The sequence below is a fragment of the Cupriavidus sp. 22TCCZM01-5 genome (assembly GCF_057798915.1).
On record NZ_JBYOJR010000049.1, the window covers coordinates 24,319 to 38,700 of the forward strand.

Consider the following 14,382-nt stretch of genomic DNA (forward strand, 5'->3'; position numbering starts at 1 on the left):
GATGCCCCTCAGCCCTGATAGGCCATGGCGCGCCGGTACCATTCATGGAAGTGCTGCATGCCGTCTTCCATCGGCGACTGGTACGGACCGACCTCGCTGGTGCCGCGCCTGAGCAACGCCAGGCGGCCGGCATCCATGCGTTCGGCGATCTCGTCGTCCTCGATGCAGGTTTCCATGTAGGCGGCGCGCTCGGCCTCGACGAACTCGCGCTCGAACAGCGTGATTTCCTCGGGATAGTAGAACTCGACCACGTTGCGGGTCTTGCGCGGCCCCATCGGGTGCAGCGTGGAGACCACCAGCACATTGGGGTACCACTCCACCATGATGTTGGGGTAGTACGTCAGCCAGATCGCGCCGTGCTTGGGCAGCACGCCGTTGTTGAAGCGCAGGACCTCGTCGTGCCACTTCTGGTACGTCATGCTGCCGGGCCGCTTCAGGCCGGCGTGCAAGCCCACGGTCTGCACGCTGTGCCACTCGCCGAACTCCCACTTCAGGTCGTCGCACGAGACGAAGCTGCCCAGTCCCGGGTGGAACGGCACGACGTGGTAGTCCTCCAGATAGACCTCGATGAAGGTCTTCCAGTTGTAGTTGCACTCGTGGACCTCGACGTGGTCGAGCATGTAGCCTTCGAAGTTCAGGTCCTCGGCCACGCCCAGCCTGGCCAGGTCGGCGCGCACGTCGCGCTTGCCGTCGAACAGCAGGCCGTTCCAGTTCTGCAGCGGCGAGCGCTTCAGGTGAAGGCAGGGCTGCCGGTCGAAATGTGGCGCGCCGAGCAGTTCGCCCTTCAGGTCGTAGGTCCAGCGGTGCAGCGGGCAGACGATGTTCTTCGAGTTGCCCTTGCCGTTGAGCATGATGGCCTGGCGATGGCGGCAGACGTTGGACATCAGCTCCACGCCAGCCGCATTGCGGACCAGCATGCGGCCCTCGTCCTCCGCCTTGAGCGTGTGGTAGTCGCCTACCTCGGGGACCATCAGTTCGTGGCCGACATAGCCCGGGCCATTCCTGAACAGCAGTTCTAGTTCTTGTTGATGCAACGCCTCGTCGAAATAGACATCCACGGGCAGTTGCGTATCAGCCGGCGCCAGTTTGAGCGCGGTGCTGAGATTGGACATTATCCCCACTCCCAGATAACAGGTGAAAGCAGTGAACAACCCAACCATCGAAAAATGAATCGATTTGGGAAACACTTGTCGACCGGCGTTGCGAGCCTGGCAGGGCCTGCGCGGACTGCGGCGACGAGCCGGGGATTGTACCCCACCCCAAAAAGTTAAGGGCCTGATTTTTTTGCCTTTTTAGCGAAAAAGTCGACCCGGGTCGTCATCTGGGTGCCGTACCGGGCGCATTCGGAAAGACGACCCGAGCGCACAAGTCACATTCCGGTCAAGAGGCGCGTCCGGGTGATGTATGCGGCCAGGATCGGGGTGGGGCGGGGCCCGCGTTTGGCGTAAAATCCGGGCTTCCCACTGTTCCAGGGCCTGACATGCCAAAAACCACGACCGATCCGGTCCCGACCGACGACACTGCGACAGGCTCCGTGCCGCCCGCTTCGTATGAAGCGGCGATGGCCGAGCTCGAGACGCTGGTGGCGAGCATGGAAAGCGGCGAGTTGCCGCTGGAAGCCTCGCTGGCGGCATACCGCCGCGGCGCCGAGCTGGTCCGCTATTGCCAGCAGAAGCTCGAGCGGGTGGAGCAGCAGGTCAGGGTACTCGAGGGCGACGTGCTGAAGCCCATGACCGGTGATGCCGGCAACACCAACGGCCTGGAGCAGGAATGACCGATTTTGCAAGCTGGATGCGGGCGCAGGGCGCCCGGGCCGAGGCCGCGCTGGACCAGGCGTTGCCAAATGCCGACACCGTGCCGCATACACTGCACGAGGCCATGCGTTATGCTGTGCTCGGCGGCGGCAAGCGCGTGCGGCCGCTGCTGGTGCATGCCGCCGGCGAAGTGACGGGGGCGAGTGCCGAGGCGTGCGACGCCGCGGCCTGCGCGGTGGAGATGATCCACGCCTATTCGCTGGTGCATGATGACATGCCCTGCATGGACGACGACGACCTGCGCCGCGGCCGCCCGACCGTGCACAAGGCCTATGACGAGGCCACCGCGCTGCTCGTGGGCGACGCGCTGCAGACCCAGGCGTTCATCGTGCTGGCCCAGGCGCAGGCGGTGCGGCCCGAGGCGCGGCTGAAGCTGGTGGCCGAACTGGCCGTGGCTTCTGGCTCCGTCGGCATGGCCGGCGGGCAGGCCATCGACCTGCAGAACGTCGGCAAGGCCATGTCGCGCGAGGCGCTCGAAGCCATGCACCGCATGAAGACCGGCGCGCTGCTGCGCGCGAGCGTGCGCATGGGCGCGCTGTGTGGTGAAATCGACGCACGGGGCCTGGCCGCGCTGGACCGATACGCCGCGGCCGTGGGATTGGCGTTTCAGGTGGTGGACGATATTCTGGACGTCACCGCCGATACTGCCACGCTGGGCAAGACGGCGGGCAAGGACGCCGCGCACGACAAGCCGACCTATGTCTCGCTGATGGGACTGGAAGCGGCGCGCGCATTGGCGGCCGAGCTGCGCCAGTCCGCGCACGACGCCCTGGCCGGATTCGGCGAGCGGGCGACCCGCCTGGCCGATCTGGCTGACCTGATCGTGCTGCGCACACATTGAACTGACAAGCCGGACAGCAGAAACCGGCGGCCGAACGGACATCATGACCTACGCACTGCTCAAAAAGATTGACGCCCCCGCAGACCTGCGCAAGCTGGACCGGCGCGAATTGCGGACACTGGCCGATGAACTTCGCGCCTATGTGCTGGAGTCGGTCTCGCAGACTGGCGGCCACCTGTCGTCGAACCTCGGCACGGTGGAACTGACCATCGCGCTGCACTACGTCTTCCATACCCCTGACGACCGCGTGGTCTGGGACGTGGGCCATCAGAGTTATCCGCACAAGATCCTGACCGGCCGGCGCGACCGCATGAACACGCTGCGCCAGTTCGGCGGCATCTCGGGCTTCCCGCGCCGCAGCGAAAGCGAGTACGACACCTTCGGCACGGCGCATTCGTCGACCTCGATCTCGGCCGCGCTGGGCATGGCCCTGGGTGCGCGCACGCTTGGCGAGAAGCGTGTGTCGATCGCCGTGATCGGCGACGGGGCAATGACCGCGGGCATGGCCTTCGAGGCCTTGAACAATGCCGGCGTCTACAAGGACCTGCCGCTGCTGGTGGTGCTGAATGACAACGACATGTCGATTTCGCCGCCGGTGGGCGCGCTCAACAAGCACCTGGCGCGGTTGCTGAGCGGCCAGTTCTACGCGGCCACCAAGAAGGGTCTCGAGAAAGTGTTGTCGGTGGCGCCGCCGGTGCTGGAGTTCGCCAAGCGCTTCGAGGAACACGCCAAGGGCATGATGGTGCCGGCGACGCTGTTCGAGGAGTTCGGCTTCAACTACATCGGGCCGATCGACGGCCACGACCTCGATTCGCTGGTGCCGACGCTGCAGAACATCCGCAAGCGCGCGCTCGAAGGCGCGGGTCCGATGTTCCTGCACGTGGTGACCAAGAAGGGCCAGGGCTACAAGCTGGCCGAGGCCGATCCGATCCTCTATCACGGCCCGGGCAAGTTCAACCCGGCCGAAGGCATCCGCCCGGCCGCCAAGCCGGCCCGCAAGACCTATACGCAGGTCTTCGGCGACTGGCTGTGCGACATGGCCGCTGCCGACAAGCGCCTGATCGGCATTACGCCGGCGATGCGCGAAGGCTCGGGCATGGTCGAGTTCGAGAAGCGCTTCCCGGATCGCTACTACGACGTCGGCATCGCCGAGCAGCACGCGGTGACGTTCGCGGGCGGCATGGCCTGCGAGGGCCTGAAGCCGGTCGTGGCGATCTACTCGACGTTCCTGCAGCGCGGCTATGACCAGCTGATCCACGACGTGGCGCTGCAGAACCTGCCGGTGGTGTTCGCGCTGGACCGCGCGGGCCTCGTGGGCGCCGATGGCGCCACGCACGCGGGTGCCTACGATATCGCGTATCTGCGCTGCATCCCCAACATGATGGTGATGACGCCGTCCGACGAGAACGAGTGCCGCCAGTTGCTGACGACCGCGTTCCACCAGGATTGCCCGACCGCCGTGCGCTATCCGCGCGGCGCCGGCCAGGGCGTGGCGATCGAGGCGGCGCTGACGGACGTGCCGGTCGGCAAGGGCGTGATGCGCCGCACCGGCGGCGCGCGCGCGGGCCAGCGCGTGGCGTTCCTGGGCTTCGGCTCGATGGTGCATCCTGCGCTCGGCGCGGCGCAGGCGCTGGACGCATCGGTGGCCGACATGCGCTTCGTCAAGCCGCTCGACGTCGAGCTGGTCAAGCGTCTCGCCAGCGGGCACGACTACCTGGTGACGGTGGAAGAGGGCAGCGTCATGGGTGGCGCCGGCAGCGCCGTGCTCGAGGCGCTGGCCGAAGCGGGCATCGACATCCCGGTGCTGGTGCTGGGCCTGCCCGACCGCTTCATCGATCATGGCGACCCGGCCCTGCTGCTGTCGCAGTGCGGGCTCGATGCCGCTGGAATCGAACGTTCCGTGCGCGAGCGCTTCGGCATTGGCCAGACGCCCGTCGCGATCGCTTCGCGCGTGGCCTGACGCACGCACGGTACGGGTGCGCGATCACCCGTACGACCTGTAAGGGTACGGAGCCGCTTCCGGCGGCTCCGTGTGAATTCCCTTAAACTTCCCATTTTTGTGTTCGCAGCTGCGGGTCGGCATGAGTGTTGCCGGCGCCGTGGTTTCACACTCGTTGCGCGGCATGGATGGACTGCGAAAATGCCGCGACCGTAAGGGCTTGCGCCACCCCCTGGTGCGGTCCTGGAGGAAACCGTAGATGAATGACATCAATCCCGCCTTCGTGATGCCCGACGTCCAGTCGAGCCGTGACACCCGCCAGATCCCCATCCAGCGTGTCGGTGTCAGGGGCGTGCGCTACCCGGTCTCGCTGAAGACGCCGGCCGGCGTGGTCCCGAGCGTGGGCACCTTCAACCTCGACGTGCACCTGCCTGCCGAGGTCAAGGGCACGCATATGTCGCGCTTCGTCGCGCTGCTGGAAGAAGAGCGCGCCCCGCTGGAGCTGGCAAGCTTCCGCGTGCTGCTCGACAAGATGCTGGAAAAGCTGGAAGCCGAGGCGGGCCGCATCGAAGTCACGTTCCCGTACTTCATCAGCAAGATCGCGCCCGTGTCTGGCGTGGAGTCGCTGATGGACTACGAGGTCACGCTGACCGGCGAGATCCGCAACGGCGTGACGCGCGTGTTCCTGAAGGCGCTGGTGCCGGTGACGAGCCTGTGCCCATGCTCGAAGAAGATCTCGCAGTACGGCGCGCACAACCAGCGTTCGCACATCACGATGAACGTGGAGCTTGCCGGCGAGCTGCCGGTGGAAGCGCTGGTGCGCATGGCCGAAGAAGAGGCCTCGTGCGAGCTGTGGGGCCTGCTCAAGCGGCCCGACGAGAAGTTCGTGACCGAGCGCGCCTACGAGAACCCGAAGTTCGTGGAAGACCTGGTGCGCGACATCGCCATGCGGCTCAATGCCGATGAGCGCATCGTCGCCTATGTGCTCGAAGCCGAGAACTTCGAGTCGATCCACAACCACAGCGCCTATGCGGTGATCGAGCGCGACAAGCGGCTGGAGCCGGCGGCGTAAGCCTGTCTCCCGCTCAAACAACAAGGCCACCTTCGCGGTGGCCTTGTTGTTTCCTGTGCCGGCAGGGGGGCAGGCGGCAGGTTGTTCAGGCTGCAGATGGCAGGCGGATATCCGACAGGTCCCAGCGCGGCGTCACGCCATAGCCGTAGTTGCGCTGAGCGAGCTGGGGCGCGGCCTGCAGGCGCATGGCGCCGGCGAAGGCGATCATCGCGCCGTTGTCGGTGCAGAAGGCCAGGTCCGGGTAATAGACGTCGATCTTGCGCTGCTTGCCGAGCTGGTCCAAGCGTTCGCGCAGCTGCCGGTTGGCGCCGACGCCGCCGGCTACCACCAGCCGCTTGTGGCCGGTCTGCTTGAGCGCGGACATGGATTTTGCGGCCAGTACATCGACGATGGCATCGACGAATGCGCGCGCCAGGTTGGCGCGGTCCTGCTCGCAGGTGTTGGCCAGCTTGCGCGTCTGCGTCAGCACGGCGGTCTTGAGCCCGGCAAACGAGAAGTCGAGGTTGCCCGAATGCAGCATCGGCCGCGGCAGCTCGAACGCGCCGGGCACGCCGAACTCGGCCAGGCGCGAGACCTCGGGGCCGCCAGGATAGCCGAGGCCGAGAAGCTTGGCGGTCTTGTCGAAGGCTTCGCCCGCAGCGTCGTCGAGCGTTTCGCCGAGCAGGGCATAGTCGCCGATGCCTTTCACTTCCATCAACTGGGTGTGGCCGCCGGAAACCAGCAGCGCCACGAACGGGAACGGCGGCGGCTCGCGCGTAAGCAGCGGCGACAGCAGGTGGCCTTCGAGATGATGCACGCCGATCATCGGCACGTTCAGCGCGAAGCCCAGCGCATTGGCGACCGAGGCGCCGACCAGCAGCGCACCGGCCAGTCCCGGGCCCTGGGTGAATGCAATCGCGTCGATGTCGGCGCGGGTGCGGCCGGCGTCGCCCAGCACCTGCTGCAGTAGCGGCAGCACGCGGCGGATGTGGTCGCGCGAAGCCAGCTCGGGTACCACGCCGCCGTAATCGCGGTGCATCGCGATCTGCGAATGCAGGGCATGCGCGAGCAGGCCGGCGTCGGTGTCGTAGAGGGCCAGGCCGGTTTCGTCGCAGGAGGATTCGATGCCGAGGACAAGCATGAGGGAACAGGTGCGGCTCTCCGGCCCGGTCGGGATCCGGTGGAAACAGCCGTCAAAACAACGGGTTGCGTGAAACCTAAGAGGGTAGCACACCGGCGGCTGGCGTGCTTTTCGCTACAATCTGCGCTTTCCTGCGTTGGCAGGGTCTGGATTGGCGAGGATTGGGATGAGCGGTTCGGCGGGCTTGCAGGCGGGCCGGTATGACGTGGCGGTGCTGGGCGCGGGAGCGGCCGGCATGATGTGCGCCGCCGTGGCGGGCCAGGGCGGCGCACGCGTGGTGTTGATCGACCATGCCACGCGGCTGGCCGAAAAGATCCGGATTTCCGGCGGCGGCCGCTGCAATTTCACCAATCTGCAGGCGGGGCCGGCCAACTACCTGTCGGCCAATCCTCACTTCTGCCGCTCGGCGCTGGCGCGCTACACGCCGCAGCATTTCCTGGACCTGATGCGGCGCTACCGCATCGACTGGCACGAGAAGCATCGCGGCCAGCTGTTCTGCAACGACAGCGCCGAAGACGTCATCGCCATGCTGCGCGCCGAGTGCGACGCCGGCCATGTGCGCTGGCAGACCGGCTGCAGCGTCGCCGAGATCCGCCGCGAGGGCGACGACTACCTGTTGCTGACCTCGCAGGGTGCCGTGCGCGCGGGGGCGATCGTGGTGGCTACCGGCGGCCTGTCGATCCCGAAGATCGGCGCCACCGACTTCGGCTATCGCATTGCCCGCCAGTTCGGCCTGAAGGTCGTGGAAACCCGGCCGGCGCTGGTGCCGCTGACCTTCGACGGCCAGGCCTGGCAAGCGTTCGTGCCGCTGGCGGGGGTGTCGCTCGAGGTGGATATCTCTACCGGCTCGGGCAAGACTGCCGGCGCTTTCCGCGAAGACCTGCTGTGGACGCACCGCGGTCTGTCCGGTCCGGCGGTGCTGCAGGTATCGAGCTTCTGGCACCCGGGAACGCCCATCAAGATCGACCTGTTCGACGGCGAGGATGCCGCCGGATGGCTGCTCGAGCAGAAGGCTGGCAGCCGCAAGCATCTGGCCAACCTGCTGGCCCAGCGTCTGCCGGCGCGGCTGGCGGACGCCTGGTGCGCGGCCGCCGGCGTGGACGGCAGCCTGCCGCTGCATGATATTGCGGACAAGGCGCTGCGCAGGCTGGGGGCGGCGCTGAATGACTGGCGCCTGGTGCCGTCCGGCACCGAAGGATATCGCAAGGCCGAAGTGACGCTGGGCGGGGTCGATACGCGCGGGCTGTCTTCCACCACCATGATGGCGCGCGAGGTTCAGGGACTCTATTTCATTGGCGAAGTGGTCGACGTGACCGGGTGGCTCGGGGGTTACAACTTCCAGTGGGCCTGGGCTTCGGCCGTCGCAGCCGGGCAGGCCGTGGCCGAGACCGCGCGCAGTGGCCGCGCCATGGCTTGAATGCGGCGCCGGCCGCACGGCCCGGGCGTCTTCCGCCACCAGGGCATGATGCTACAATCGACGACTCTGCATGACGGCGCCCGCCCGTGCGCGCAGGCCCGTGTGGCCAGGCCGCGGCGGGTTTTTGCGTTTCTGCTTGCAGGCAGCCGCCTGCCAAAACCGTTTCCGGAAGATCAAGATGTCCCTCAAAGCCCGAATCAGCGACGACATGAAGGCCGCCATGCGCGCCCGCGAGACCGAGCGCCTCGGCACCATCCGCCTGCTGCTGGCGGCCATCAAGCAGCGTGAAGTCGACGAGCGCGTCGAACTGGACGACACCGCGGTGCTGGCGGTTGTGGAAAAGCTGCTCAAGCAGCGCAAGGACTCGATCACCCAGTTCCAGCAGGCTGGCCGCGACGACCTGGTGCAGAAGGAGCAGGCCGAAGTCGAGGTGCTGAAGGTCTATATGCCGGCCGCGCTGTCGGACGCCGAAGTGGCGGCCGAGGTCCAGCAGGCCGTGGCGCAGACTGGTGCCGCCGGTCCGCAGGACATGGGCAAGGTTATGGGCGTGCTCAAGGCCAAGCTGGCTGGCCGTGCCGACATGACCGCCGTGTCGGCGCAGGTCAAGGCCGCGCTTGCCAAGTAAGTGTACGTTTGACTTGCTGTGCCGGGATCGCTGCCTGAGCGACGGGGCTGGGCGGCGATGCAGATAGTGCGGGCGTATTGTCGTGCCTACACTACAATGATTCGACAGCCGGGAGCATTTCCGGTCACACTCTTAAAAAGCGGCTGCCCGGCCACGGGACGGCCATGCCATCAGGACGGTCAGTCGGGTGATTCCGCAATCCTTCATTCAGGACCTGCTCAACCGTGTCGACATTGTCGATGTGGTGGGCAAGTATGTGCAGCTGAAGAAGGGCGGCGCCAATTTCATGGGGCTGTGCCCCTTCCACAACGAGAAGTCGCCGTCTTTCACGGTATCGCCCACCAAGCAGTTCTACCACTGCTTCGGCTGCGGGGCGCACGGCTCGGCCATTGGTTTCCTGATGGAGTATTCCGGGCAGTCCTATCCGGAAGCGGTCCGCGAGCTGGCCCAGTCGGTTGGCATCTCTGTGCCCGAGGAGCGCGACCGCCTGCCGCCGGGCCAGCGCGCCGAGCAGCAGGCACGCTCGGTGGCCCTGTCCGATGCCATGACGCGCGCCACGGAATTCTACCGGCGCCAGTTGCGGGGTGCGCCGCAGGCCATCCAGTACCTGAAAGGACGTGGGCTGACCGGTGAGATCGCGGCCAGTTTCGGCCTCGGCTACGCGCCGGACGACTGGCAGGGCCTGGAAGCCGTTTTTGGCAGCTACCGCGACGACGTGATCGCGGCCCCGCTGGTGGAATCCGGCCTGCTGATCGAGAGCAGCGAGAAGCGCGATGCGGACGGCAAGCCACGCCGCTATGACCGCTTCCGCGATCGCATCATGTTCCCCATCCGCAACACCAAAGGGGCCGTCATCGGCTTCGGCGGGCGGGTCATGGGGCAGGGCGAGCCCAAGTACCTGAACTCGCCCGAGACGCCGCTGTTCAGCAAGGGCACCGAATTGTATGGGCTGTTCGAGGCCCGTCACGCCATCCGGGAAACCGGCTACGTCCTGGTGGTCGAAGGGTATATGGATGTCGTGGCGCTGGCGCAGCTCGGGTTTGCCAATGCCGTGGCCACGCTGGGCACGGCGTGCACGCCCGTGCACGTGCAGAAGCTGTTGCGGCAGACCGATTCGGTCGTGTTCTCGTTCGACGGGGATGCGGCGGGCCGGCGTGCCGCGCGTCGGGCCCTGGAGGCCTGCTTGCCGCACGTGGCCGACAACAAGGCCATTCGCTTCCTGTTCCTGCCGGCCGAGCACGATCCGGACAGCTACGTGCGCGAAGAGGGAACCGAGGCGTTTGCGGCGCAGGTGCGCGATGCCATGCCGCTGTCGCGCTTCCTGCTGCAGTCGGTGACCGAAGAGCTGGACATGCGCCAGCCCGAAGGCCGCGCCCGTGCGCAGTACGAGGCCAAGCCGCTGCTGCAGGCCATGCCGGCCGGCGGCCTGCGGCTACAGATTATCCGCGAACTTGCCGATGCTACCGGCACGACGCCCGCCGAAATCGAGGCAATCTGCGGCCTGCGCAGCGACCCGGCCCGCGCTGGCCGCTTTGCGCAGCCGCGCCCGCGCGCCCGGCGCCAGGCACCGACCGGCCTGGAGCAGCGCGTGCTGCAGTTGCTGATGTGCTATCCGTCACTATCGGCGCGGCTGGACGAGGATAGCCGGGCGCTGCTGCTTGGGGCGGAGGGCGGCGATGCCGAGGTGCTCGCGCACCTGGTCGCCGCCTGCGACGAGGTGGAGGGGCAGGTGAATTTTGCGGCATTCAGCGAGCATCTCGCGCAATCGCCCTATGCCGAGGTGTATGCGGCAGCACGCACGGCGGTGCTGCGCGAAGAGATTGAAGAGGAGCCCGCGACACAAGAGTTCGACGCGGCCGTCACGAAGCTGCTGGCCGAACCGCTGAGCCGAGAGCTGGAAAGGCTTCAGGCCGCCGTGGTGGCGGGTACTGCGGATGAGGCGGCCAAGGAGCGCATGCGCTGGCTGGTCGGCGAAGTCCATCGTCGCAGACGGCTTGGGTAGCGCACCGGGTGCGTGCGGTAAAAGGCGCATTTGGGGGTGGCAGGAATGAGGATGTAAAGGCTTGAGCCGATGCAGTCTCGAGCTTAAGCCTTGATTTTTCAGGTGAAAACCATACCTGACAGGAAGCTGGCTATCTGTGGCGTGCTACAATAGCCGGTTTGGATTGCGAAATCTTTCTCTCCAGATCTGGTGAAAGTGAGCGTGCCAATGGCAAAGGCCAAAGCAACCGAAAAGGTTTCCGTGAAAGCTCCCCAATCAGGGAGCGGCAAGGCGTCTGTGAAATCGACGGCGGCGAAGACATCGACCGCGTCAGTCAAGACTCCGGCCCCCCGGTCTGCGCCATCAAAATCAGCGCAAGGCGTCGAATCGCCCGCCCTGACCACTGCCACCAGGAATCGCACATCCGAAACGACAAGGGCCTCGACTTCGGCACGCGAGAGCGGCAAGAGCGCCAGTACGAGCGGCAAGGTCGCCGCATCTGCACCAGTGAAAGGCAAGAGTATCACCGTGGCGAAACAGCAGAATACCGAAGTCGAAAGCAAGCAGGCGGCAGCAGCCGGTGCCAAGAGCGCAGGCGCCAAGGCGGGCGCTGCCGCGCCGGCCACCAAGGCGCGCGCCGTGTCTCCTGCAGCCGTTGCATCCGAGCGTCCCGCAGCGCCGGCAAGCAAGCCGGAGCCGAAAAAGCGCGGCCGCAAGCCCAAGGCCCAGATGCAGCACGGCGCCAGCACGACAGACGACGTGATCGAAGAGTTTGACGAGAACGATAGCCGCGCGGCGACACCCGCCGCGGCTCCGAAGACCGAAAAGCAGAAGGCCAAGGACCGCAAGGCCAAGGAAAAGGCCCTGCTGAAGGAATTCGCCTCGACCCAGCAGGGCACGGAGGAAGAACTCGAGTTGCGCCGCCAGAAGCTCAAGGCGCTGATCAAGCTTGGCAAGTCGCGCGGCTACCTGACCTACGCGGAAATCAACGATCACCTCCCGGACGACATGGTCGACTCGGAGACGATCGACACGCTCGTCGCCACCCTGAACGACATCGGCATCGCCGTGTACGAGCAGGCGCCGGACGCCGAAACGCTGCTGCTGAACGACAACGCCCCGTCGGCCACCAGCGAGGAGGAGGCCGAGGAAGAAGCCGAAGCCGCCCTGTCGACGGTGGACTCGGAGTTCGGCCGCACCACCGACCCCGTGCGCATGTACATGCGTGAAATGGGCACGGTGGAGCTGCTGACGCGTGAAGGCGAAATCGTCATCGCCAAGCGTATCGAGGCGGGCCTGAAGGACATGGTGATGGCCATTTCCGCCTGCCCGGTCACGATCTCGGAGATCCTGGCCAATGCCGAGCGCGTCGCCAGCGACGAGATCAAGATCGATGAATTCGTCGACGGCCTGATCGACCCGAACGCCGACGAAGTGGCCCAGGAAGCCGCGGGTGCATCGGCCTCGGAAGAAGAAGACCTGGAGTCGGACGAAGACGAGGAATCCGACGAGGACGAGGACGACGACGATGCTGCCGGCGCCGGTGCCTCGGCACGCCAGCTCGAAGAGCTGAAGCTGTCCGCGCTGGAAAAATTCCGCGTCATCGCCGAACAGTTCGACAAGATGCGCCGCGCCTTCGAGAAGGAGGGCTACAAGTCCAAGCCTTATGTGAAGGCCCAGGAAGCCATCCAGTCCGAGCTGATGGGCATCCGCTTCACGGCGCGCAGCGTCGAACGCCTGTGCGACACCTTGCGTGGCCAGGTGGACGAAGTGCGCAAGCTGGAACGCGCGATCCTGAACAACGTGGTGGACAAGTGCGGCATGCCGCGCGCGGATTTCGTCGCCCGCTTCCCGGGCAACGAGACCAACCTCGAGTGGATCCACACGGTCATTGCGGATGGCAAGGCGTATAGCGCCATCGTCGAGCGCAACGTGCCGGCCGTGCATGAACTGCAGCAGAAGCTGATCGACCTGCAGGCACGCGTGGTGCTGCCGCTGAAGGAACTGAAGGACGTCAACCGCAAGATGGCCGAGGGCGAGAAGCGCGCCCGCGAAGCCAAGCGCGAGATGACCGAGGCCAACCTGCGCCTGGTGATCTCGATCGCGAAGAAGTACACCAACCGCGGCCTGCAGTTCCTGGACCTGATCCAGGAAGGCAACATCGGCCTGATGAAGGCGGTGGACAAGTTCGAATACCGCCGCGGCTACAAGTTCTCGACGTACGCCACGTGGTGGATCCGCCAGGCCATCACGCGCTCGATCGCCGACCAGGCGCGCACCATCCGTATTCCGGTGCACATGATCGAGACGATCAACAAGATGAACCGCATCTCGCGCCAGATCCTGCAGGAAACCGGCAACGAGCCGGATCCGGCAACGCTGGCCGAGAAGATGGAGATGCCGGAAGACAAGATCCGCAAGATCATGAAGATCGCCAAGGAGCCGATCTCCATGGAAACGCCGATCGGTGATGACGACGACTCGCATCTGGGCGATTTCATCGAGGACACCAACACGCTGGCCCCGGCCGAGGCGGCGCTGCATGGCTCCATGCGCGACGTCGTCAAGGACGTGCTGGACTCGCTCACGCCGCGCGAAGCCAAGGTGCTGCGCATGCGCTTCGGCATCGAAATGAGCACCGACCACACGCTGGAAGAGGTCGGCAAGCAGTTCGACGTTACGCGTGAACGTATCCGCCAGATCGAGGCCAAGGCACTGCGCAAGCTGCGCCATCCGAGCCGCTCTGATAAGCTCAAGAGTTTCCTGGAAGGCAACTAAAACGCTTCCTCGGGCCTCTAGCTCATGCCTGGTTAGAGCAGCGGACTCATAATCCGTTGGTGCCGTGTTCGACTCACGGGAGGCCCACCAATACTGATAAGGGTTTGCGGGAGATTTCCTGCAAACCCTTTTTTTATTTTGTGTAGTTCTTGTGTAGTTGGCGAGGGCTGTGTACTGACCAGGATGGCACATCCCATCACCAATTTGGGTGATGCGGCCAGGCAGGCGGCCCCCGTACACTGACCAGGTAGGCACCGGTCTCCTCCGCCTACAGGCCTTCAGCCCCTCGGAGCACCCCGCGCCGAGGGGTTTTTTTCTTGGTTCTTTCGCTGGATTGTGGGGGAGGGTTTTGGGTGGGGGGTGGGGTTGTCGTGCTTAGCAGGCGCCGCTGTTTCGCCAGCGTAGCCGGCGACTTACTCTTTTGTCCGAGCGACAAAAGAGTAAGCAGAAAAGCGCGTCGCCTGGCGGCTGGCCATCAACGATGCGCTTTTTGTGTTCAAGCGGCTTTGGTCTCGCGATGCTTGGGTGCCCGTTCGAGCCTGCTACGCATAGTGATTCAGAACCAGTGCCTGCGATAACCTGCTTGTGTACGATCCCCATGTAGGGCTCGGGTACAGCGTTCCAACAGCGTCAGTGGTGGGACGCCTGCGGCTGCGCTGCGCGCGCCCTAGTCGGTATGCGCGGGGCATCATCGTCGCCATTGCCGACGGTTCGGTTTCTCTGCTTCGCTGTGGCGCGGTTTGCCTGCGGCCTGGGTGCTCAGACTAGGGCTCTGCGCGTAGCGCAGCCGAAGGC

11 protein-coding genes and 1 tRNA gene are annotated in these 14,382 nt (G+C 65.5%); 9 read left to right on the plus strand and 3 right to left on the minus strand.

The features are described from left to right. Positions 1-8: 8 nt before the first annotated feature. On the minus strand, positions 9-1,112 hold the full coding sequence (locus AC3FNH_RS30100; protein ID WP_488722671.1) for an aromatic ring-hydroxylating oxygenase subunit alpha: 1,104 nt from the start codon (positions 1,110-1,112) through the stop codon (positions 9-11). A 368-nt stretch (positions 1,113-1,480) separates the two neighbouring features. Here AC3FNH_RS30100 and AC3FNH_RS30105 point away from each other — a divergent pair, with 368 nt between their 5' ends. From AC3FNH_RS30105 to folE2, 4 genes are all read left to right on the plus strand, one after another. Beyond that, positions 1,481-1,774: an exodeoxyribonuclease VII small subunit gene (locus tag AC3FNH_RS30105; protein WP_276098083.1), complete on the plus strand. Its 294-nt coding sequence runs from the start codon at positions 1,481-1,483 to the stop codon at positions 1,772-1,774. After that, positions 1,771-2,655 (plus strand): polyprenyl synthetase family protein, encoded by an 885-nt coding sequence (locus tag AC3FNH_RS30110; protein WP_488722672.1) that lies wholly within the window; start codon positions 1,771-1,773, stop codon positions 2,653-2,655. The genes AC3FNH_RS30105 and AC3FNH_RS30110 overlap by 4 nt, the downstream gene beginning before the upstream one ends. Before the next feature lie 43 nt (positions 2,656-2,698). Then, on the plus strand, positions 2,699-4,615 hold the full coding sequence (dxs, locus tag AC3FNH_RS30115) for a 1-deoxy-D-xylulose-5-phosphate synthase (protein ID WP_488722673.1): 1,917 nt from the start codon (positions 2,699-2,701) through the stop codon (positions 4,613-4,615). A 238-nt stretch (positions 4,616-4,853) separates the two neighbouring features. Continuing rightward, positions 4,854-5,666, plus strand: coding sequence for a GTP cyclohydrolase FolE2 (gene folE2, locus AC3FNH_RS30120; RefSeq protein ID WP_276098080.1), 813 nt, complete (start codon positions 4,854-4,856; stop codon positions 5,664-5,666). Positions 5,667-5,751: 85 nt separating this feature from the next. On the opposite strand, the gene tsaD is transcribed toward folE2, so the two are convergent. Further along, complete coding sequence (tsaD, locus tag AC3FNH_RS30125; protein ID WP_276098079.1) at positions 5,752-6,786, minus strand: tRNA (adenosine(37)-N6)-threonylcarbamoyltransferase complex transferase subunit TsaD; 1,035 nt, start codon at positions 6,784-6,786, stop codon at positions 5,752-5,754. 166 nt (positions 6,787-6,952) lie between these two features. Between tsaD and AC3FNH_RS30130 the strand changes: the two genes are divergently transcribed. From AC3FNH_RS30130 to dnaG, 3 genes are all read left to right on the plus strand, one after another. Further along, the gene (locus AC3FNH_RS30130) at positions 6,953-8,203 is read left to right on the plus strand and encodes a BaiN/RdsA family NAD(P)/FAD-dependent oxidoreductase (protein WP_488722674.1); all 1,251 of its coding nucleotides are present in this window, start codon (positions 6,953-6,955) and stop codon (positions 8,201-8,203) included. A gap of 178 nt (positions 8,204-8,381) precedes the next feature. Next, positions 8,382-8,828 carry a GatB/YqeY domain-containing protein gene (locus AC3FNH_RS30135; RefSeq protein ID WP_488722675.1) on the plus strand — a complete coding sequence of 149 codons (447 nt, stop codon included), beginning with the start codon at positions 8,382-8,384 and terminating at the stop codon, positions 8,826-8,828. Between the two features lie 187 nt (positions 8,829-9,015). Further along, positions 9,016-10,830 carry a DNA primase gene (dnaG, locus tag AC3FNH_RS30140; RefSeq protein WP_488722676.1) on the plus strand — a complete coding sequence of 605 codons (1,815 nt, stop codon included), beginning with the start codon at positions 9,016-9,018 and terminating at the stop codon, positions 10,828-10,830. A gap of 98 nt (positions 10,831-10,928) precedes the next feature. Here dnaG and AC3FNH_RS30145 read toward each other — a convergent pair whose 3' ends face one another. Next, on the minus strand, positions 10,929-11,327 hold the full coding sequence (locus AC3FNH_RS30145) for a hypothetical protein (RefSeq protein WP_488722677.1): 399 nt from the start codon (positions 11,325-11,327) through the stop codon (positions 10,929-10,931). Between the two features lie 211 nt (positions 11,328-11,538). Between AC3FNH_RS30145 and rpoD the strand changes: the two genes are divergently transcribed. Beyond that, entirely contained in the window at positions 11,539-13,587 is a 2,049-nt protein-coding gene (gene rpoD, locus AC3FNH_RS30150; protein ID WP_488722679.1) for an RNA polymerase sigma factor RpoD, read from the plus strand. A gap of 11 nt (positions 13,588-13,598) precedes the next feature. After that, positions 13,599-13,677, plus strand: a tRNA-Ile gene (locus tag AC3FNH_RS30155). Positions 13,678-14,382: the final 705 nt, after the last annotated feature.